At 61.4% G+C, this 20,567-nt stretch carries 21 protein-coding genes; 12 read left to right on the top strand and 9 right to left on the bottom strand.

Annotation, left to right across the window (positions count from 1 at the left end):
* Positions 1-72 precede the first annotated feature (72 nt).
* Together ftsB and ispD are read left to right on the top strand one after the other, a co-directional pair.
* A complete protein-coding gene (gene ftsB, locus AC0IYH_RS20135) occupies positions 73-351 on the top strand; it encodes a cell division protein FtsB (RefSeq protein ID WP_003172294.1) in 279 nt (92 codons plus the stop codon).
* Entirely contained in the window at positions 348-1,058 is a 711-nt protein-coding gene (ispD, locus tag AC0IYH_RS20130; protein WP_471835893.1) for a 2-C-methyl-D-erythritol 4-phosphate cytidylyltransferase, read from the top strand. Before ftsB ends, ispD begins: the two co-directional genes overlap by 4 nt.
* Before the next feature lies 1 nt (position 1,059).
* On the opposite strand, the gene AC0IYH_RS20125 is transcribed toward ispD, so the two are convergent.
* Both AC0IYH_RS20125 and AC0IYH_RS20120 read right to left on the bottom strand, forming a co-directional pair.
* Entirely contained in the window at positions 1,060-4,110 is a 3,051-nt protein-coding gene (locus tag AC0IYH_RS20125) for a membrane-targeted effector domain-containing toxin (RefSeq protein ID WP_471835891.1), read from the bottom strand.
* A gap of 66 nt (positions 4,111-4,176) precedes the next feature.
* A complete protein-coding gene (locus tag AC0IYH_RS20120; protein ID WP_116628355.1) occupies positions 4,177-5,076 on the bottom strand; it encodes a LysR family transcriptional regulator in 900 nt (299 codons plus the stop codon).
* A gap of 109 nt (positions 5,077-5,185) precedes the next feature.
* Between AC0IYH_RS20120 and AC0IYH_RS20115 the strand changes: the two genes are divergently transcribed.
* From AC0IYH_RS20115 to rpoS, 8 genes are all read left to right on the top strand, one after another.
* Complete coding sequence (locus tag AC0IYH_RS20115) at positions 5,186-6,298, top strand: S-(hydroxymethyl)glutathione dehydrogenase/class III alcohol dehydrogenase (protein ID WP_116628354.1); 1,113 nt, start codon at positions 5,186-5,188, stop codon at positions 6,296-6,298.
* Positions 6,299-6,306: 8 nt separating this feature from the next.
* Positions 6,307-7,152, top strand: coding sequence for an S-formylglutathione hydrolase (gene fghA / locus AC0IYH_RS20110; protein WP_116628353.1), 846 nt, complete (start codon positions 6,307-6,309; stop codon positions 7,150-7,152).
* 54 nt (positions 7,153-7,206) lie between these two features.
* Entirely contained in the window at positions 7,207-7,680 is a 474-nt protein-coding gene (gene ispF, locus AC0IYH_RS20105) for a 2-C-methyl-D-erythritol 2,4-cyclodiphosphate synthase (RefSeq protein WP_012722614.1), read from the top strand.
* On the top strand, positions 7,677-8,735 hold the full coding sequence (gene truD / locus AC0IYH_RS20100; protein ID WP_471835888.1) for a tRNA pseudouridine(13) synthase TruD: 1,059 nt from the start codon (positions 7,677-7,679) through the stop codon (positions 8,733-8,735). Before ispF ends, truD begins: the two co-directional genes overlap by 4 nt.
* The gene (gene surE / locus AC0IYH_RS20095; protein WP_116628351.1) at positions 8,723-9,472 is read left to right on the top strand and encodes a 5'/3'-nucleotidase SurE; all 750 of its coding nucleotides are present in this window, start codon (positions 8,723-8,725) and stop codon (positions 9,470-9,472) included. Before truD ends, surE begins: the two co-directional genes overlap by 13 nt.
* 41 nt (positions 9,473-9,513) lie before the next feature.
* Positions 9,514-10,149 carry a protein-L-isoaspartate(D-aspartate) O-methyltransferase gene (locus tag AC0IYH_RS20090; protein WP_177343936.1) on the top strand — a complete coding sequence of 212 codons (636 nt, stop codon included), beginning with the start codon at positions 9,514-9,516 and terminating at the stop codon, positions 10,147-10,149.
* Between the two features lie 208 nt (positions 10,150-10,357).
* Entirely contained in the window at positions 10,358-11,194 is an 837-nt protein-coding gene (locus AC0IYH_RS20085) for a peptidoglycan DD-metalloendopeptidase family protein (protein ID WP_122773965.1), read from the top strand.
* A gap of 106 nt (positions 11,195-11,300) precedes the next feature.
* The gene (rpoS, locus tag AC0IYH_RS20080) at positions 11,301-12,305 is read left to right on the top strand and encodes an RNA polymerase sigma factor RpoS (RefSeq protein ID WP_101267297.1); all 1,005 of its coding nucleotides are present in this window, start codon (positions 11,301-11,303) and stop codon (positions 12,303-12,305) included.
* A gap of 212 nt (positions 12,306-12,517) precedes the next feature.
* Here the strand turns inward: rpoS and AC0IYH_RS20075 are convergent, their stop codons facing one another.
* Entirely contained in the window at positions 12,518-12,727 is a 210-nt protein-coding gene (locus AC0IYH_RS20075; protein WP_002554837.1) for a cold-shock protein, read from the bottom strand.
* 401 nt (positions 12,728-13,128) lie between these two features.
* Between AC0IYH_RS20075 and dcd the strand changes: the two genes are divergently transcribed.
* Both dcd and AC0IYH_RS20065 read left to right on the top strand, forming a co-directional pair.
* The gene (dcd, locus tag AC0IYH_RS20070; RefSeq protein WP_003189215.1) at positions 13,129-13,695 is read left to right on the top strand and encodes a dCTP deaminase; all 567 of its coding nucleotides are present in this window, start codon (positions 13,129-13,131) and stop codon (positions 13,693-13,695) included.
* Between the two features lie 107 nt (positions 13,696-13,802).
* Entirely contained in the window at positions 13,803-14,000 is a 198-nt protein-coding gene (locus tag AC0IYH_RS20065; RefSeq protein ID WP_010212420.1) for a hypothetical protein, read from the top strand.
* Positions 14,001-14,015: 15 nt separating this feature from the next.
* On the opposite strand, the gene pdeM is transcribed toward AC0IYH_RS20065, so the two are convergent.
* From pdeM to AC0IYH_RS20035, 6 genes are read right to left on the bottom strand one after another with little or no spacing between them, the layout of a single operon-like run.
* A complete protein-coding gene (gene pdeM / locus AC0IYH_RS20060; RefSeq protein ID WP_471835887.1) occupies positions 14,016-14,666 on the bottom strand; it encodes a ligase-associated DNA damage response endonuclease PdeM in 651 nt (216 codons plus the stop codon).
* Positions 14,666-17,146, bottom strand: coding sequence for a ligase-associated DNA damage response DEXH box helicase (locus AC0IYH_RS20055; protein WP_471835885.1), 2,481 nt, complete (start codon positions 17,144-17,146; stop codon positions 14,666-14,668). Before AC0IYH_RS20055 ends, pdeM begins: the two co-directional genes overlap by 1 nt.
* A gap of 57 nt (positions 17,147-17,203) precedes the next feature.
* Complete coding sequence (locus tag AC0IYH_RS20050) at positions 17,204-17,968, bottom strand: ATP-binding cassette domain-containing protein (protein WP_116628347.1); 765 nt, start codon at positions 17,966-17,968, stop codon at positions 17,204-17,206.
* 13 nt (positions 17,969-17,981) lie between these two features.
* A complete protein-coding gene (locus tag AC0IYH_RS20045; protein ID WP_471835883.1) occupies positions 17,982-19,100 on the bottom strand; it encodes a succinylglutamate desuccinylase/aspartoacylase family protein in 1,119 nt (372 codons plus the stop codon).
* Between the two features lie 9 nt (positions 19,101-19,109).
* A complete protein-coding gene (locus AC0IYH_RS20040) occupies positions 19,110-19,820 on the bottom strand; it encodes an ABC transporter permease (protein ID WP_101267306.1) in 711 nt (236 codons plus the stop codon).
* Positions 19,817-20,545, bottom strand: coding sequence for an ABC transporter permease (locus tag AC0IYH_RS20035; RefSeq protein WP_053137181.1), 729 nt, complete (start codon positions 20,543-20,545; stop codon positions 19,817-19,819). Before AC0IYH_RS20035 ends, AC0IYH_RS20040 begins: the two co-directional genes overlap by 4 nt.
* Between the last annotated feature and the right edge of the window lie 22 nt (positions 20,546-20,567).

The following is a 20,567-nucleotide window of genomic DNA, read 5'->3' as shown; positions in this document are numbered from 1 at the left end:
CCAGGCTTCGTGCTATCAGTTGCTGCAAAAGTTTTGCATGGCGGTCTTTTTTCACTGGATACCCGATATTCGATGCGCAGTCCCAATTGGTTGTTCCTCGTCTTGCTCTTGTTGCTGGCTGGCCTGCAGTACCGCCTATGGGTGGGTAACGGCAGCTTTGCGCAGGTAAAAGACCTGACCCAGCAAATTGCCGACCAGCACGCCGAAAACGAACGCCTGCTCGAGCGCAACCGCGTCCTCGATGCCGAAGTGCTTGAGTTGAAAAAAGGTACGGAGACCGTTGAAGAACGGGCTCGTCATGAGTTGGGCATGGTCAAGGAGGGCGAGACCCTCTACCAGTTGGCCCAATGAGTCTTTCGTCACCGGCCTTCTGGGCCGTGATTCCTGCCGCGGGCGTTGGTGCCCGTATGGCCGCGGACCGTCCCAAGCAATATCTGCAACTGGGCGGGCGCACTATTCTCGAACACAGCCTCGGCTGTTTCCTCGACCACCCTGACCTCAAGGGGCTGGTGGTCAGCGTTGCTATCGACGACCCCTATTGGCCAACCCTCGCTTGTGCCGCCGACCCACGCATCACGCGAGTGGATGGCGGTGCAGAGCGCTCGGGTTCGGTGTTGAACGCACTGTTGTACCTGCACGGCCAGGGTGCCAGCGATGACGACTGGGTGCTGGTGCACGATGCGGCACGCCCCAACCTCAACCGCGACGACCTCGACAAACTGCTGTTTGAGCTCGCCAACGATCCCGTCGGCGGCCTGCTGGCCGTGCCGGCGCGGGACACCCTCAAGCGTGCCGACAAGTATGGCCGGGTTGTGGAAACCGTCGACCGCAGTGAGATCTGGCAGGCCTACACACCGCAGATGTTTCGCCTCGGCGCCCTGCATCAGGCCCTGGCCGACAGCCTGGTATCGGACGTGGTCATCACCGACGAAGCCTCGGCCATGGAATGGGCCGGGCACGCGCCGCGCCTGATCGAAGGCCGTTCCGACAACATCAAGGTCACTCGCCCCGAGGACCTTGAATGGCTGCGTCAGCGGCGGGCCAGCCAGGCTCATTGAGTCAGTCGAATACCTGCTCCACGCCGGCTCTAGCTTTCAGGGCATCCACCAGTGCTTGCTGGCTGTCGAAGAGTGTCTGATTGATTGACCAGCCCGGTACGGTGATCGAGAGCTGCGTTTCGGTCTGACGGACAGTGATGGTCAGGATATCGCCGCGTCGCGACCGGTACAGAATCTGCGCAGCCATAGTAGGCGTGGCCGCCACCAGTAGGAACTGCCCCGGGTGGGTCAGCTGCGTCTGTGGGTTTTTCACCACCAGGCTGCGGGACGGGCCGGGGAGTGGCGCCGTAGGTCTGCGCAGCGCGGCAGTGTCTACCCGCAGTACGAAATTCGCCTGGACTGTGGCGTTGCCCTTGCCGATCCCCATGCTGGCGGTCATGCCCGAATCGGCTTCGATTCCCAGGCGCTGCCCGACGCGAGCGTCCTCTACGCGTAAACCAATACTGCCGGTCAGCTCGGCCAGCCCGGGAACGCCCCGGTAGGTGTTGGTATGGCTGTTGCCCACCAGTGCGACCCACTTGCCCGGTTGGCGCTTGGTGGTCTGCACCCACTGAATCACCTTGGTTGCGAAGTAATTCATCATCCGTTGGCGCAGTGTGCCGTGGGTGTCGATCAGGTCCTTGAGCATGTAACTGGCGACGCAATCGATGGGTTGGATCTTGATCCCGGCCTCCTTGGCTTTGACCAGGATATTTTGAAACGAGTAATAAGGATTGCTCAGGGGTGGGTAGATGCCCCTCAGGTAATCTTTCAATTCTTCTGGCATTCGCACCGTGCTTGTGCGGTAGAACGCCTTGATCAGCGGTATGTGAACGTCCGTCAGCAGATGCTCGAAATAAATCCGCTTGACTCCCACTCGCGCCAGTTCCTGCATGTTTTCGATCAAAAAGGCCTTGCTCGACAGCGCGCCGTGGCTTTCGCCCAGTACCAGGCCGTCGCTGGCACCGAACAACTTGTGGATGATGCTGGTCTGTGACTCGCTGAGGCTGAAGGACGGCAGTACTGGCCGCAAGGGTGATAGTGCGAGGTTTTCAAAGAACGCCGTCGAGTCCACGATCAGCTTGTTTCTATTCTCAAAGAACAGATTGCGCGTATCCCGCAGCGGCTGTTGCTGGGTGCCGAGCGGCTCGTAGTCATTGGAAAACGCGCTGTCGCTTTTCATCATGTCTGCCAGGGTGTCGCGCAACGACGTCGGCATTTCATAGGCGCTGAAGAACGTCGAGTGGTCGGGGCCGCCAAAAAAACGGTAGATGCGTTGCCAACCATTGCGAAACGCACCGCCGCCGCTCAACCCTGCCCGCCGCCATGTCCGGTCGGTGTTTTGTATGGCGTAAAGCCCTGCCGCCTGGACTTTCTCGGGGGCTGCGGGATCCTTCATGAACAGTTCGAAAAAGCCGCTTTCATTGGGGGCGTTGTAGGTCATGAAGGTTTCGCCGTTGATCTTCACCGTCTGCAAACCACTCGGCGGCGGTAGTTTGGAGAGCGACCAACCTTCGTCTACTGTCGGCGTCGAGCTGCTGGTTACGTCGGCGAGAATGCTGACCTTGATGTTGCCATTGGCCTCGCGGGAAGCCTTGCCCAGCTGTGACCGCAGGGTGCTCAGGGTGGTGATGCGGGTGCGAAAGCCATGGATCATCACCGGCACGGCATTCAAGGCGCCGAAGATAATGCGTTCTACGCCCTTGCCTTTGCTTTTGAGCGTGTCGTCGGCGCCGATCATCATTTGCGTGATGCCCTGGGTCAGAAAGCAGAATTCCGCCAGCATGGCCGTGCGCATGGCCAGTGCCAGGGGGATCGCCAGCAGGCAGACCTTTTCCAGGGCGTCGAGGGTGTCCGCTTTATGGGTGTCGAGGGGGGAAACGATAGTATTCGCCATCAGCTTGCCGACGCGCGCCTTGACCTGGCGGGTCATGTAGTCGAACGGGCTGCTGTTGAGTGCCGGGTACATTGGGTGGTTGATGTATTGCTCCGGATCCCAGTAGGCGTCCGGCAGCAACTTATTGAAAAAGCCGGACTTTGGCGCGACGCCAGGAAACGCGGTCATGCCCACCAGGGCTTCCTCGACGCCGCTGTAGATCAAGCCGGAGTCCACCGTGTCGGGTTCAAAATGGTTGGTCAGGGCTTTGCGCGATGTGGCGTTTTTGGCCAGTTTCACCAGCCAGGTGCGCATGGATGCGGGGTCGAGAAAACCGTGGAACGGCGACGAGTTGCCGGGAATGTAGAGCAGGGTGATCCGGCTCTGGTTGTCGGTGATGGTGAGGATGTCCGTGGCTTCACTGTTATGGATGCGCAGCAGGCGCATGGAAATGCCTGGGTCGCAAACATAGGGCGCTTGCAGCTCTTCGAGCGTCAGGTCGTTGAAGTCTTTGTCGGCACCGACGCCGGCCGCCCGCGCCGCCAGGTTGCGCTCCTCATCGGTCAGGCTCAGCTCATCCAACTGGCTCAGGTAACCCTCGATAAAGGCCATGCGCATCAGCGCCTTATAGTTTTCCTGGTGCTTGCGCCAGAAACCCGTGATGGCGTCGTTGTAAATCTGTTCGAAATTGCTCGACTGCACGACGTTGCGAAACGCCCGGGGCGGGATGTCCAGCTGGGTGTCCGGCCCGTAGACCTGGGGGTGGCTGACCCGGTAAATCGCTTCGTAGCGCTGCGGGGGAATCCAGCTGGCGGCAATGAATTCCTCGTTGAACATCGCCGGGATGCGGTTATCGACCAGGCGCGGCAGCTCGGGGACGATAGTGAAATATGGCGCGGTCTTGGAAAACCCGGTGATATTGACCAGCCCGCCGGGGGCCATCGGGGCATTGGTGATCATCGCCTCGGTCAAGGTCATGGACTGCACAATTGCGCCGGTGAAGGGCGCATCGGGGTTGTCGGTGTTGTATTCAATCGTGACCAGCAGGGTGTCGTCCGGGTCCGGTTCTTCGTTGCCAAAAAGCTGGGTGTGCTCGCGGATCAAGCGGCAGGCGATTTCGCCGGGCACCGGGAAGTCGGCCATGACCTTGTGGATAAAATGATTGGTGCGCTGAATCTGTGGGGCTTGGGTGCTCATCTGCTTGCCTTGTCGCCGTGGGAACTGTGCGTATTTGCAGGCAAGCGGGCGATGATCGGGCGTTAGTTATGTGGTGGTGTAGACCGCGTTTTGGGCTAGCCCCTGTTTAAGGAACTCCACCAGCTTGCGCACTTTGGGTGAGAGGTGGCGCTGTTGCGGGTACAGCGCCCACACGGCAGTGTTTGGTGGCTGGTGCGCCTCCAGCAAGGACACCAGCGCACCGCTGTTCAGGTGCTCCAGCACGTAGTAGTCCGGTAACTGACACAGGCCGACGCCCTGGAGCGCTGCATCCAGCACCGCTTGCCCACTGTTGCAGCGCCAATTGCCCTGTACGCGCTGGGAAAATTCTCGCCCGTCCTGTTCCAGTTGCCAGATATCGGAACTGCCGATCAGGCAGTTATGGCGGCTCAGCTCCGACAAGCTGTGTGGGCGTCCGTACCGTTCGACGTAGGAGGGTGACGCGCACAGGTACATGCGCCTGGGCGCCAGGCGCGTGGCGACCATGCGCGAATCGGCCAGGCGCCCCAGGCGAATGGCCAGGTCCAGGCCTTCGTGCACCAGGTCGAGCTGGCGGTTGCTCAGTTCCACATCCACGCGCAATTGCGGATACAGCGCCATGAAGCGCGTCACCAGCGGCACGATAAAGCGCTCGCCATAGGCTACCGCGCAGGTCATGCGCAGCATGCCTTTAGGCTCGCTGGCCAGGTCGCCCACCGCACGCAGGGCTTCTTCGCGCCCATCCTGCAGGCGTTGGCAGTGTTGCAGGAAGGTCTGGCCAGCCTCGGTCAGCGTGACCCGCCGGGTGCTGCGATACAGCAGGCGGGTTTGCAGGCGCTCTTCCAGCCGCGCCACCTGGCGGCTGATATGCGATGACGACACGCCGAGGCGCTCCGCCGCTGCGGTGAATTGGCAGCATTCGGCCACGGCGACAAACTCATCGATGCCTTCCCAGCGGTTTTCCAGCATGGTGATTATCCCCGTATGGCAATAATGTTTTGCTTTTGCCTGGATTATTAATCAGCTGGCCATGTTTTACACTTACCGTCTCAGTTTTTAACTCCCTGGAGAAACCCGGATGATCAAGTCCCGCGCCGCTGTAGCCTTCGAAGCCAAGAAGCCTCTCGAGATCGTTGAAGTGGATGTCGCCATGCCCAAGGCTGGCGAAGTGCTGTTGCGCGTGGTCGCGTCCGGCGTGTGCCACACCGACGCTTACACGCTGTCGGGCGCCGACCCGGAAGGCATCTTCCCGTCGATCCTCGGCCACGAAGGTGGTGCCGTGGTTGAAGCCATTGGCGAGGGCGTGACCTCGGTAGCCGTCGGCGACCACGTGATCCCGCTGTACACCCCGGAATGCGGCAAGTGCAAATTCTGCCTGTCGGGCAAGACCAACCTGTGCCAGGCCATCCGCGCCACCCAAGGCAAAGGCCTGATGCCCGATGGCACCACGCGCTTCTCTTACAAGGGCCAGCCGATTTTCCACTACATGGGTACCTCGACCTTCTCCGAGTACACCGTGTTGCCGGAAATTTCCGTGGCCAAGATTCCTAAAGAAGCGCCGCTGGAAAAAGTCTGCCTGCTGGGTTGCGGCGTCACCACCGGTATCGGTGCGGTGATCAACACTGCCAAGGTCAAACCGGGCGACACCGTGGCCATCTTCGGCCTCGGCGGTATCGGCCTGTCGGCCATTATTGGTGCGGTCAAGGCCAAGGCCGGTCGCATCATCGCCATCGACATCAACCCGGCCAAGTTCGAGATCGCCAAGCAACTGGGCGCCACCGACTGCATCAACCCGAAAGACTACGACCGCCCGATCCAGGATGTGATCGTCGACTTGACCGACGGCGGCGTGGACTTTTCCTTCGAATGCATCGGCAATGTGCAACTGATGCGCGCCGCCCTCGAGTGCTGCCACAAAGGCTGGGGCGAGTCGGTGATCATCGGCGTTGCCGGTGCCGGCCAGGAAATCGCCACGCGCCCCTTCCAACTGGTCACCGGTCGCGTCTGGCGCGGGTCGGCGTTCGGTGGCGTGCGTGGCCGCAGCGAATTGCCAAGCTACGTGGAAATGGCCCAGACCGGCGAGATCCCGCTGGATACTTTCATCACCCACACCATGGGCCTGGAAGATATCAACAAAGCGTTTGACCTGATGCATGAAGGCAAGAGCATCCGTACCGTCATCCACTTCTGAGGTCGGCCATGAGTCTGGAAAACCTGTCGTGCCAGAAAAGCTTCGGCGGCTGGCATAAACGCTATAAACATCACTCCGATGTGCTCGGTTGCGACATGACCTTCGCCGTCTACCTGCCGCCACAAGCGGAGCAGGGCGGCAAATTGCCGGTGCTGTACTGGCTGTCGGGGCTGACCTGCACCGATGAGAACTTCATGCAAAAAGCCGGCGCCCAGCGCATGGCCGCAGAATTGGGGTTGATCATCGTGGCGCCGGACACCAGCCCGCGTGGCCCTGGCGTGCCGGGTGATCCGGACAACGCCTGGGATTTTGGCCTGGGCGCCGGCTTCTACCTGAATGCCACGCAGGAACCCTGGGCCAAGCACTATCGGATGCATGACTACGTGGTGCAGGAATTGCCTGCTTTGGTTGAGGCGCATTTCCCGGCTTCGGACAAACGCGGCATCAGCGGCCACTCCATGGGTGGCCACGGCGCGCTGGTGTGTGCCTTGCGCAACCCGGGGCGCTACCTGTCGGTGTCGGCGTTTTCGCCGATCAACAACCCGATGGATTGCCCGTGGGGCCAGAAAGCCTTCTCCCGCTACCTGGGCGAAGAACGCGCCAAATGGCGCGAATGGGATGCCTGCGTATTGATCAGCGAAGCCTCGGAAAAACTGCCATTGCTGGTGGACCAGGGCGACCGCGACGACTTCCTCGCCGTGCAGCTCAAGCCCGAAGCCCTGCTGCAAGCGGCCAAGGCGGCCAACCATCCGCTCGAACTGCGCCTGCAGCCCGGCTATGACCACAGCTACTTCTTTATCGCCAGCTTCATCGAAGACCATTTGCGACACCATGGTCGTGCTTTGCTCGGTTAATGTGAGGCAAAAGTAGGTAGAATCACGCCCTGAATTAAATCGGGGCGTTTTTTTATGCGTATTGGCCACGGCTACGATGTGCACCGTTTCGCTGAAGGCGATTTCATCACCCTGGGCGGCGTGCGCATTGCACACCACCATGGGTTGCTCGCTCATTCCGACGGCGACGTCGTATTGCATGCCTTGAGCGATGCCTTGCTCGGCGCGGCCGCGCTGGGTGATATCGGCAAGCACTTTCCGGACACCGACCCGACCTTCAAGGGCGCGGACAGTCGTGTATTGCTGCGCCATGTGGTCGGCCTGATCCACGCCAAGGGCTGGAAGGTCGGCAATGTCGACAACACCATCGTGGCCCAGGCGCCGAAAATGGCGCCCCATATCGAATCGATGCGCGCGCTGATTGCCGCAGACCTGCAAATTGAATTGGATCAAGTCAACGTGAAAGCCACCACCACCGAAAAGCTCGGGTTTACCGGTCGTGAAGAGGGCATTGCGGTGCACTCCGTCGCCTTGTTGCTGCGCGCATGAATGACCTGCAACTGCTGGGCCCGCGGGCCTATGGCGAGGCCCTGGGCAGCGCGGTACTGAAGGCCACGGCTGAGGACTTCCAGGTTGACGAAGTGCTCGATATCCCGCTGACCGGCGAGGGTGAGCACCTCTGGCTGTGGGTGGAAAAGCGCGGCCTGAATACCGAAGAAGCCGCGCGCCGCATCGCCAAGGCGGCCGGCGTGCCGTTGCGCACCGTCAGCTATGCCGGGCTCAAGGATCGCCAGGCGCTGACCCGTCAGTGGTTCAGCGTGCAACTGCCAGGCAAGGCCGACCCGGACATGAGCGGCGCGGAAAACGACACGCTCAAGATCCTCAAGACCGCCCGGCATAAACGCAAGCTGCAACGTGGCGCGCATTCGGCCAATGGTTTCACCTTGCGCCTGACGCAGTTGGCCGGTGATACCGCCGCCATCGACTCGCGGTTGCAGCTGATTGCACAGCACGGCATTCCCAACTACTTCGGCGCCCAGCGTTTCGGCCACAACGGCGGCAATGTCGTCGATGCGCGTGAGTGGGCCGCGCGCAAAGCCTTGCCGGAGCAGCGCAATGTGCGTTCGCGGCTGCTGTCCACCGCGCGTAGCTATCTGTTCAACAAGGTGTTGGCGGCGCGTGTGGCCGATGGTTCCTGGCAGCGCGCCCAGGTCGGCGACCTGCTGGCGTTTACCGACAGCCGCAGTTTTTTTCCGGCGGGGGAGGCTGAATGCAGCGACCCACGCCTGGCGATTCTCGACCTGCACCCCACCGGCCCGCAGTGGGGCGAGGGCGACTCTCCGGCCACGGGTGCAACCCACGAACTCGAGCAGGCCGTCGCCGCCAGTGAAGCCGACCTGCGCGATTGGCTGGTGAATGCCGGCATGAGCCAGGAACGTCGCATTCTGCGACTGCCCATTGGCGGGTTGACGTGGCATTATCCGTCGCTGGACATTCTGCAATTGGAATTCGTCCTGCCGGCCGGATGCTTCGCCACTGTCTTGGTGCGCGAGCTTGTTGATCTGGTGCCGGTGGGGCAGACGGACAACCCATGCGTATTCTGATATCAAACGATGACGGTGCCACCGCACCCGGCCTTGCCGCGCTCTATGCTGCGCTGGAAGATTATGCCGAGTGCGTGGTGGTCGCCCCCGACCAGGACAAGAGCGGCGCCAGCAGTTCGCTGACGCTCGACCGTCCGCTGCACCCGCAGGTCCTGGCCAATGGCTTTATCAGCGTCAACGGTACCCCCACCGACTGCGTGCACCTGGCCATCAACAGCCTGCTGGACCAGGAGCCGGACCTGGTGGTGTCGGGCATCAACCTCGGCGCCAACCTGGGCGATGACGTGCTGTATTCCGGTACCGTGGCGGCGGCCCTTGAAGGGCGCTTCCTGGGGCGTACCGCGTTCGCGTTTTCCTTCGCTTCGCGCCAACTGGATAATCTGCCCACCGCCGCGTATTTCGCGCGCAAGTTGGTGGAGGCCCATGGCTCCCTGGTGCTGCCGCCGCGTACGGTGCTTAACGTCAATATTCCCAATTTGCCCCTCGACCACATTCGCGGCATCCAGCTTACGCGCCTGGGCCATCGCGCCCGCGCGAAGCCGCCGTTGAAGGTGGTCGACCCGCGTGGCAAGGAAGGCTATTGGATCGCTGCAGCGGGCGACGCCGAAGACGGCGGCCCGGGCACGGACTTTCACGCGGTGATGCAAGGTTATGTGTCGATTACCCCGTTGCAACTCGATCGTACCTTCAGTGACGCCTTCAGCGGTCTCGATGGTTGGCTGGAGGGCCTGCGCTGATGGCTCGTGAACAAGACGACCTGCTGCGTCGCGGTATCGGGATGACCTCCCAGCGTACCCGCGAGCGGTTGATCCAGCGCCTGTATGAAGAGGGCCTGTCCAACGCCCAGGTGCTGGAAGTGATCCGTCGCACGCCGCGGCATCTGTTTGTCGATGAGGCCCTTGCCCACCGTGCCTACGAAGACACGGCGTTGCCCATCGGCCATAACCAGACCATCTCCCAGCCGTACATGGTCGCGCGCATGAGCGAGCTGCTGCTGGCGGCGGGGCCGTTGGACAAGGTGCTGGAGATCGGCACCGGCTCCGGCTACCAGACCGCCGTGCTGGCGCAGCTGGTGGAGCGGGTGTTTTCGGTCGAGCGCATCAAGGTGCTGCAGGACCGCGCCAAGGAACGCCTGGTGGAGCTGAACCTGCGCAACGTGGTGTTCCGCTGGGGCGATGGCTGGGAAGGCTGGCCGGCGCTGGCGCCGTACAACGGCATCATCGTCACGGCGGTGGCCACCGATGTGCCGCAAGCATTGCTCGATCAACTCGCCCCGGGCGGGCGCCTGGTGATCCCGGTGGGCTCCGGCGAAGTGCAACAATTGATGCTCATTATCCGTGAGGACGACGGCTTCTCCCGGCACGTGCTGGGGGCTGTTCGCTTCGTACCGCTGCTGAACGGCCCGCTGGCCTGATCATTTATCTGTGGGCACTGAATTCTGCCGGTGAGGATGTGTCTTACGGCGGGGTCTATCGAGTCAACATGATTGGCGGTGGTGTTTAACGCGAAGAATGTTTCGTTTCATTCGCGTGCCGGTAAAAAGCCAATGCCCAGTTATACTTGCGACATATTTCAAGCCTGATACAGGCGTTCATGTTCAGCCACCACAAAGGGAGCGGCGGGTGAGTCTCACAGGTCTTGCGCAGCGTATGAGTAAAACAAGCTTTCAGCGACTGGTGCTTGGCCTTGTCTTCAGTTCCGTGTTGGTGGGCTGCTCCAGCTCGCCGAGCAGCGGTGCGCGGGTGGTTGACCGTAACAGCGCGGTACCGCAAAAACCGACAGTCACCACCGGCCAGTACGTGGTGCGCAAGGGCGATACGATGTTCTCGATCGCCTTCCGTTATGGCTGGGATTACAAGGCGCTTGCAGCTCGTAACAATATTCCTGTGCCCTACACCATCCATCCTGGCCAGACCATTCGCTTCGACGGGCGTACCGGTTCAGCGCCTACGACAGTTGTGACAAACACCGGATCTTCGCCCTCGTCTTCGAGCAAAACCACGATCATCACCCGGCCTGCAGGCACCGCAGCGCCAGCGCCTGCGAGCAAGCCGGCACCCGCGCCGCTGCCGCCTGCAGGGCCTGCTCCGACCGGTTGGGGATGGCCTTCAAACGGGGTGCTGATTGGAAAATTCTCTTCAAACGGTAGTTTGAATAAAGGCATTGATATCGCCGGGGATTTGGGACAGCCTGTTTTAGCTGCGTCTGATGGGACAGTGGTGTACGCCGGGAGTGGTTTACGGGGCTACGGCGAGCTGGTCATCATCAAACACAGCGATACCTACGTCAGTGCTTACGGTCACAACCGCAGGCTGTTGGTTCGGGAGGGGCAGCAGGTCAAAGTCGGACAGACAATTGCCGAAATGGGGTCAACTGGTACAGACCGGGTGAAACTGCACTTTGAGATTCGCCGTCAAGGGAAGCCTGTAGATCCGCTGCAATTCCTGCCTCGTCGTTGATGTGTTGCACAGCCTGTTCCCTCACGTAGAAGGAACAGGCTCCAGCGTTGCCAAGGATAAAGGCGTCGCTTGAGCTTGAGGTCGAACTCACCAAAGGACTATAACAATGGCTCTCAGTAAAGAAGCGCCGGAGTTTGACATCGACGATGAGGTTCTCCTTATGGAGACCGGCATCGCTACGGAATCGATGTCGAATGAGGGACCTGCTGTACCTTCAGTTCGCACCAAATCCAAGAACTCCTCCGCGTTAAAGCAACACAAATACATTGATTACACGCGGGCGCTCGATGCGACCCAGCTGTACCTCAATGAAATCGGCTTTTCCCCTCTGCTTACCCCTGAAGAAGAAGTCCATTTTGCGCGCTTGTCGCAAAAGGGCGATCCGGCCGGGCGCAAGCGCATGATTGAAAGCAACCTGCGCCTGGTGGTGAAAATCGCCCGACGCTACGTCAATCGTGGGCTGTCCCTGTTGGACCTGATCGAGGAGGGCAACCTGGGCTTGATCCGGGCAGTGGAGAAGTTCGACCCTGAGCGGGGCTTCCGCTTTTCAACCTATGCCACCTGGTGGATCCGCCAGACCATCGAACGGGCGATCATGAATCAGACCCGTACGATCCGGCTGCCGATCCATGTGGTCAAGGAGCTCAACGTCTACCTGCGGGCGGCGCGTGAGCTGACACAAAAACTCGATCATGAACCTTCGCCCGAAGAAATCGCCAACCTGCTGGAAAAACCGGTAGGGGAGGTCAAGCGCATGCTTGGTCTTAATGAGCGGGTGTCTTCGGTCGATGTCTCGCTGGGTCCGGATTCGGATAAAACCCTGCTGGACACCCTGACGGATGATCGCCCTACAGATCCCTGTGAGCTGTTGCAGGACGATGATCTTTCCCAAAGCATTGACCAGTGGCTGTCTGAGCTGACGGACAAGCAGCGTGAGGTGGTGATTCGCCGCTTCGGCCTGCGTGGCCATGAGAGCAGTACCCTGGAGGACGTAGGCTTGGAGATCGGCCTTACCCGTGAGCGGGTGCGGCAGATCCAGGTGGAAGGGCTCAAGCGCTTGCGTGAGATCCTGGAGAAGAATGGCTTGTCGAGTGAGTCGTTGTTCCAATAAGCGACGCAACTTGAATGCTTGAATGTGGGAGGGGGCTTGCCCCCGATTGCGGTGGATCAGTCAGCTTATTCGTGGCTGACCCACTGCAATCGGGGGCAAGCCCCCTCCCACATTTTTTTTGTGCCTGGCATTGCATCGGCGTAGAGCCAAATCCCAGGCATAAAAAAACCCCGCTTTTAAGGGCGGGGTCTTTTCGACTAAGTCAGTACAAGTTAGATAACTTGAACTTCTTCAGCTTGCATGCCTTTCTGACCGCGGGTAGCGATGAAAGAAACCTGTTGGCCTTCTTTCAGGCTTTTGAAGCCGTCGGATTGGATAGCTTTGAAGTGAACGAACAGGTCGTCACCGGATTGTGGAGTGATGAAGCCGAAGCCTTTTTCATCGTTGAACCACTTAACGGTACCAGTTTGGCGATTAGACATGGTGTATCTCCTTGGACAAAGTTAACTGCGACTCAGGAAAAGCCCTGGCCGAGACTGAGTGCAAAGAGCAGGAAAAATTCTTGGAGATGGTTGGATCGAAATTCAACATATCGTGTAGAGATTCTCAGTGACACAAGCAGCACAGTGGCGCCACCTTAACCCTTTTTCAGGAACGTGCCAATGGTATTTCAGAAGGTTTCTCTATTTTCGTGACTGGCGGTGGTATTTGCAGTCGCCGGCGCCGGCGGCCTGGGTCCCAGCCCCGCTGGCTGCGGCTTATAGGAGGGCGTGCATTCATCGGGGTGTTCATCAACAAATCCAGCACGCCCTTTGAACCCCAACGCCAGCCCCGGTAAGATGCCCAACAGAATTTTTCCACCTCGCTATTCAGGACACCCGCCATGAGCATCAAATCGGACAAGTGGATTCGCCGCATGGCGCAAGAGCACGGCATGATCGAGCCCTTCGTTGAGCGCCAGATTCGTGGCGAAGGCGACGAGCGGGTGATTTCGTACGGGGTTTCCAGCTACGGCTACGACGTGCGCTGCGCCGATGAATTCAAGGTGTTCACCAACATCAATTCGGCGATCGTCGATCCGAAGAACTTTGACGAAAAAAGCTTCGTCGACGTTAAAAGTGATGTGTGCATCATTCCGCCAAACTCCTTTGCCCTGGCGCGCACCGTGGAGTTCTTCCGCATTCCCCGCGACGTACTGACCATCTGCCTGGGTAAAAGCACCTACGCGCGCTGCGGCATTATCGTCAACGTGACGCCGCTCGAGCCGGAGTGGGAAGGTCACGTGACCCTGGAGTTCTCCAACACCACCACCTTGCCGGCGAAAATCTACGCCAACGAAGGTGTGGCACAGATGCTGTTCCTGCAGTCCGACGAAGCTTGTGAAGTGTCCTACAAAGACCGCGCCGGCAAGTACCAGGGCCAGCGCGGCGTCACTCTCCCACGCGCTTGATCGAAAGGTCCTACACGCTGAGGGAATTAGTCTGCGGAAAGTGACTCTATTGGGTGTACTGCCCCGGTGCGTGCAAAACGCGCCGGGCCACGCTTGAGGAGTACTTTATGAAGATCGACCCGCGAATCAGCGCTGAACTTGCCCGGCTTGAACCCAACCAGATTGGCGTTCTGGCCTGGTCCCTGATGGCCGACCCCGCCTACGCGGGCGGCATCCCCGGCCAACCCGAGCCGGATTACCCCCAGCCTACCGAGCCCGGTGAGCCGACCCTTCCAGACGAGCCACCACCGGCGCCTGTTGCCTGATGCCTGGCGGGCCAGTCACCGTACTGGCCACACCTCGTGATCGCCGACCACGAAGATTCGGCAGTCTGTGTTCTGCTCAACTGCATAACCGCCGGTAAATGCGCCGAACGCCGGCAGCAGGCTGACGCGCGCACCGATTTGGAAGCACGGCAGGCGCAAACGCTGCCGGCCTTTGCCGCGCAAGTGATACACCGGGTGCACATGCCCCGCCAGTACGTGGTGGCTGGGGTGTGCATCCGGTTCGTGTTGCAGGGCAAAAGGCCCGATCAGCAGCGGCTCCGCGACCACATCGATTCGCAGGTCTTTAGGCGGGTCGCCGGCGCGTTTATCGTGATTGCCGCGAATCAAGGTCATGCCAATACTCGAATACCGCTCACGCCACGCTCGCAAGGCGCTCAGCGTGCCGCTGGCATGGGAGCCGGGGCCGTGCAGGAAGTCCCCGAGAAAGATTACCCGTTCGCACGGCAGCGCCGTTATCAGCCGCTCAAGGCGCAGCAGGTTGGCACTGGTGGTGCCCTGCGGCACCGGCTGCCCAAGGCTGCGATACGCCGAAGCCTTGCCAAAATGTGCATCGGCGATCAACAGGCACTGGCGAGCAGGCCAGTACACGGCCTTGTCCGCCAGCAACCACAGCTCTTCACCTTCCAGCGTCAGTGTGCAATGCATCAGCGCTTCCCGTTGTCCGCGACTTTTTCCAGATCCTTGACCATCCGCGCAATGCGCTCCGAGAGTTTTTCCGAACTCATGCTTTCGCGCATGCGCTCCACCAGCAATGGGAGCGCCAGCGGTGTAGGCCGTTCGATCCTATGCAGGTCCAGTTTCAGCGCCGACAGGTGACGCAACGTCTCCTCCAGCCGGCGAATATCCAACTCATCACGCAGGACTTCTTCCCCGGCCTGGGCCAGCAGCAGGTTCTGCGGGTCATATTGCTTGAACACCTCAAAGAACAACCCACTGGACGCCTGCACCTGGCGCGTGCTTTTGGGCGCGCCGGGGTAGCCGGCAAACACCAGCCCGGCGATCCGCGCAATCTCGCGAAAGCGCCGCAGGGCGAGTTCCCCGGCGTTCAGGCTGGCCACTACGTCCGCCAGCAATTGCTCAGGGCTCAGCAGCGCTTCGCTCAACAGCTGCGGCCAGTCCACGGGCGTAGCACTCAGCAACTCCAGCCCGTAGTCATTGACGGCAATCGAGAAGGTCACCGGCTGACCCCGGCTCACTCGCCACGCCAATAAGCTCGCCAGCCCCAGGTGCACCTGGCGCCCGGTAAACGGGTAGAGAAACAGGTGCCACCCCTCGCGGGATTTCAACGCTTCGGCCAGCAAATGCTCGCGCGTCGGCAAGCCCGACCAGCGTAACTGCGTCTGCAACAGGGGTTGCACCGCCTGCATCTCCGGGCCGTCGAACTGTCCGTGCGCGGCCGCATCCAAGCGCTCGACCACCGCCTGGGCCAGCTCGTTGGAAAGCGGCATGCGCCCGCCATTCCAGCGCGGTACGGCGGCTTTTTTGGCGCTGCTACGGCGCACATAGGCGGTCATGTTTTCCACCCGCACCAGTTCCAGCAAACGCCCGGCAAACAAAAAGCCGTCACCCGGCTTGAGCCGCGCGATAAAACCTTCTTCGACACTGCCCAGGTTTTTGCCGCCACCGCCTTTGCTCCAGAATTTCAACTGGATGCTGGCGTCGCTGACGATGGTGCCCACGCTCATGCGATGGCGCCGCGCCAGGCGGGGGTCGGGGACGCGCCAGATGCCGTGTTCGTCGGGCTCCACGCGGCGGTAATCCGGGTAGGCGGTGAGCGACAGGCCGCCATGCCGTACAAACCCCAGGGCCCAGGCCCAATCGGCGTCGGTAAGGTCGCGATAGGCCCAGGCGCCACGGACTTCCGCCAGCAACGCCTCGGGGGTGAAACCGCCGCCCAAGGCCATGCTGACCAAATGCTGTACGAGTACATCCAACGGCTTGTGCGGCGATTGCCGCGCTTCGATGCGCCGCTGGGCTATGGCGTCCTGTGCTGCGGCCGCCTCCACCAGCTCCAGGCTGTGAGTCGGCACCAAGGTCACCCGCGAGGGCCGCCCCGGCGCATGCCCCGAGCGCCCGGCGCGTTGCATCAGACGCGCGACGCCCTTGGCCGAACCGATCTGCAACACGCGCTCCACCGGCAGGAAATCCACCCCCAGGTCCAGGCTGGAGGTACACACCACGGCCTTGAGCTGGCCGTCTTTCAAGGCGCGTTCGACCCAATCGCGGGTTTCCCGCGACAGCGAGCCATGGTGCAGGGCAATCAGCCCGGCCCAATCCGGACGCGCCTCCAGCAGCGCCTGGTACCAGATCTCCGACTGCGCGCGCGTGTTGGTAAACACCAGGCAACTGCGGCTGGACTCCACCTCGGCCACCACTTGCGGCAGCATCTTCAAGCCAATATGCCCGGCCCAGGGAAAGCGCTCGGCGACCGGCGGCAGCAAGGTGTCGACCAGCAGTTGTTTGGCCGTCTGCCCCTGCACGTTGATCCCGCCGCCTTGTGGGACCAAAACGTCCAATGCGTGGGACTGGTTACCCAAGGTCGCCGAAATGCCCCACACCATCAGATGCGGATGCCAACGCCGCAGCCGCGCCAACGCCAATTGCAGCTGCACGCCGCGTTTGTTGCCGATCAATTCATGCCATTCATCCACCACCACCATGCGCAGGTGCGCGAGGCTGACTTGGCTGTCGGCGCGGGCGAGCATCAGGGTCAGGCTTTCCGGGGTGGTGACCAGCGCGGTGGGCTGGCGACGGGTCTGGCGCGCGCGTTCGCTGCTACTGGTGTCGCCGGTGCGCAAGCCGACGCTCCAGGGAATCTGCAGGGCTTGCAGCGGGGCTTCGAGGGCGCGGGCGGTGTCGGCGGCCAGCGCGCGCATGGGCGTGATCCACAATACGGTCAGCGGCTCGGCGGGCGGTTTGCGTTTGCCGGTGGCCGGCGGGCGAGTGATAGCGAACCGATTGAGCGCGGCAAACCACAAGGCATAGGTTTTACCCGCGCCGGTGCTGGCATGCAGCAGGCCCGACCGGCCCTCGCGCACCGCCGCCCACACCTCTTTCTGGAACGCGAACGGCTTCCAGCCCTTGGCGGCAAACCACGTTTTGGCGAAGTCGAGGGGTTTTGCCATGCGGCTGCGAACGCTCTGGAGGGCCTATTCCACAGACCCTCCAGGCGGCGCAAAGGTTTACTTCAAATTGCCGCTCAAAAATTGCTGCAAGCGCTCGCTCTTCGGATTGCCCAACACATCCTCCGGTGCGCCTTGCTCCTCCACCAGGCCCTGGTGCAGAAACAGCACCTGGCTCGAGACCTTGCGCGCAAAGCTCATCTCGTGGGTCACCATGATCATGGTGCGGCCTTCTTCGGCCAGGCCCTGGATCACCTTCAGCACTTCGCCGACCAGCTCCGGGTCGAGGGCCGAGGTGGGTTCGTCGAACAGCATCACCTCCGGCTCCATCGCCAGGGCGCGGGCGATGGCCACCCGTTGCTGCTGGCCGCCGGACAGGAACGCCGGGTATTGATCGGCCACGCGCGCCGGCAGGCCGACTTTGTCGAGGTAGCGACGGGCGCGGTCTTCGGCGTCCTTCTTGCTGCAGCCCAGCACCCGGCGCGGGGCCATGGTGATGTTTTCCAGCACGCTCATGTGGCTCCACAGGTTGAAGTGCTGGAACACCATCGCCAGCCGGGTGCGCAGGCGTTGCAGTTCGGCATCGTCGGCCACGCGCATGCCATTGCGGTCGCTGACCATGCGGATCGGCTGGCCATCGAGGGTCATCGCGCCGTCGTTGGGGGTTTCGAGAAAGTTGATGCAGCGCAAAAAGGTGCTCTTGCCCGAGCCACTGGCGCCGATCAGGCTGATCACGTCACCGGTCTTGGCCTTGAGCGAAACACCTTTGAGCACCTGGTTGTCGCCATAGCTTTTATGCAGGCCTTCAACGGTCAATTTGTACATGGGGCGTGCATCCTCAAGGCGAAAGTAGGTAGCCGCTACGGTAGGCATCAAGGCCTGCGACATGGCCGATGACCATCCCGGCAGTGGCCATGCGGCGTAGCGAACGGGCGTAAAGCAGGCCGGCCTTCCGGCAGTGCACAGGCGTTACGCGGTCGGTAATGGGGTCGATGATTTCGGCGATCAGCTGGCCGGCTTCCAGGTATTCACCGGGCAGCGCTGTGAACACCAGCAGGCCGCCGACCGGCGTCGCCACCGGTTCCACGCCCGCCAGCGGGGTGGCCGGGTAGGGCAGGTCGGGCAGGGGCGACGCTTCGCCGCTGATGGCGCCGAAGTGAATCAAATAGTCGATGATCGCCTGGCAATCGAGGGCGGCGAGGCCATGATTGACGTCGCCCTGGCCGCGCAACTCGACGGTCACCGAGAAGCTGCCCATGGGGATCGGAAAGCGCCCGGCAAACCGTTGCTGCAATTGCCACCAGACCAGGGTGAAACACTCATCGAAGGACTGCCCGCCGGAGTCGGTGGCCAGCAAGTTGGCTTCCGAACCGATATAGCGCGCCAACGGTTCCACCTGCGGCCAGGCCTCAGGTGTGGTGTACAGGTGCGCTACGGCTTCGAAGTCGCAATGCAGGTCCAGCACCATGTCGGCGTCGCAGGCCAGGCGTTGCAGCACCAGACGCTGGGATTGCAGTTGGGTCTCGGCGCGTTGCCCAGCGAGGGCAGCGGACAGCGCGGCACGTATCAACTCGACGTTTCGCTGGGGGTCGTCGCCGAGCAATTCCTCGACCTGGTTGCCGACGGCTTCACTGAGGTCGACAAACAGGCGATTGAAGTTCTGCCCGCTTTCCAGCTCGTAACGGCCCAGCGGGATATCCATCAACACCTGTTCCAGGCCCACCGGGTTGGCGATGGGCACCAGCACAACCTCGCTCAACAGCCGCCCGGCGGCGGCCAACTCGGCCAGGCGCACCTTCAAGTGCCAGGCCACCAGCATGCCCGGCAGCTCATCGGCGTGCAGCGACGACTGAATGTAGACCTTGCCTGCGGCCTGCTGCGGGCCGAAGTGGAAACTGTGGATCTGCCGCGCCGTTCCTGGCACGGGCGCGATCAGTTCATCTACCTGATGACGCATGAAGGCTCCTTAATGGCTCGGCCCGAGAAAGGCCAGCCAGCGGCGCTCTGCCAGCCGAAACAGACCGACCAGGGCAAAGGTCACGGTCAGGTAGATCAGCGCGGCAATGCCGAATGATTGAAAGGTCATGAAGGTGGCCGAGTTGGCATCCCGCGCGACTTTGAGGATGTCCGGGATCGTCGCGGTAAACGCCACGGTGGTCGAGTGCAGCATCAGGATCACTTCGTTGCTGTAGTACGGCAGCGAGCGGCGCAACGCCGACGGCATGATCACATAGGCGTAGAGCTTCCAGCCGCTGAGGCCGTAAGCCTTGGCCGCCTCGACTTCGCCGTGGGCCATGCTGCGGATCGAGCCGGCGAAAATCTCCGTGGTGTAGGCGCAGGTGTTGAGGGCGAAGGCGAGGATGGTGCAATTCATCGCGTCGCGAAAGAACGCGTCCAGCAGCGGTTGCTCGCGCACGGCGGCGATGCTGTAGATGCCGGTGTAGCAGATCAGCAGCTGGATATAGAGCGGCGTGCCGCGAAACAGGTAGGTGTAGAACTGCACCGGCCAACGCACCAGGCGGTTACGTGAGACCCGCGCGATGGACAGCGGGATCGACACCAGAAAGCCGATCACCAGGGCGGCGCTGAGCAGCCACATGGTCATGGCCAGGCCGGTGATGTGCTGGCCGTCGCTATAAAGGAAGGGGCGCCAGTATTCCTGCAAGAGTTCGATCATCGCACTGCCTCCCGGGAGCCTGCGGAGTAGCGACGTTCAAGACGGCGCAGGACAAAGTTGGACGCGCTGGTGATCAACAGGTAGATCAGCGCGGCGAGCACCAAGAAATAGAACAGTTGGTAGGTGCTCTTGCCAGCGTCCTGGGCGGCCTTGACCAGATCCGCCAGGCCGATGATCGACACCAGCGCGGTGGCCTTGAGCATCACCATCCAGTTGTTGCCGATGCCCGGCAGGGCAAAGCGCATCATCTGCGGGAAGGTCACGTAGCGAAACCGCTGGCCGCGCTTGAGCCCATAGGCGGTGGCGGCTTCCAGCTGGCCACGAGGCACGGCGAGGATCGCGCCGCGAAACGTCTCGGTGAAATACGCACCGTAGATAAAGCCCAGGGTGATCACCCCGGCGCTGAATGGGTCGATCTCGATGTATTCCCATTCCATAAAGTCGGTAAGGCCGGTGAGCCAGGTTTGCAGGCTGTAGAAAATCAGCAGCATCAGCACCAGGTCGGGTACCCCACGAATCAACGTGGTGTAGAGCTGGGCGGGGATACGCAGGAAGGGCAGGCTGGAGAGTTTGGCGCTGGCGCCGAGCAGGCCCAGCAACACGCTGACGGCCAGGGACAGCACCGACAACTTGATGGTCATCCAGGTGCCTTGCAGCAACAGCGGGCCGAAACCCTTCAAGCTGAGCGCGCTCAACCCGAGGGTTTGCAACAATTCTTCGAACATAAATCGAGACCTATGGCGATGG

Source organism: Pseudomonas sp. AC463, assembly GCF_979253585.1.
The sequence above is the reverse complement of the archived record's forward strand: the minus strand, read 5'-3'. Positions and strand labels throughout refer to the sequence as shown.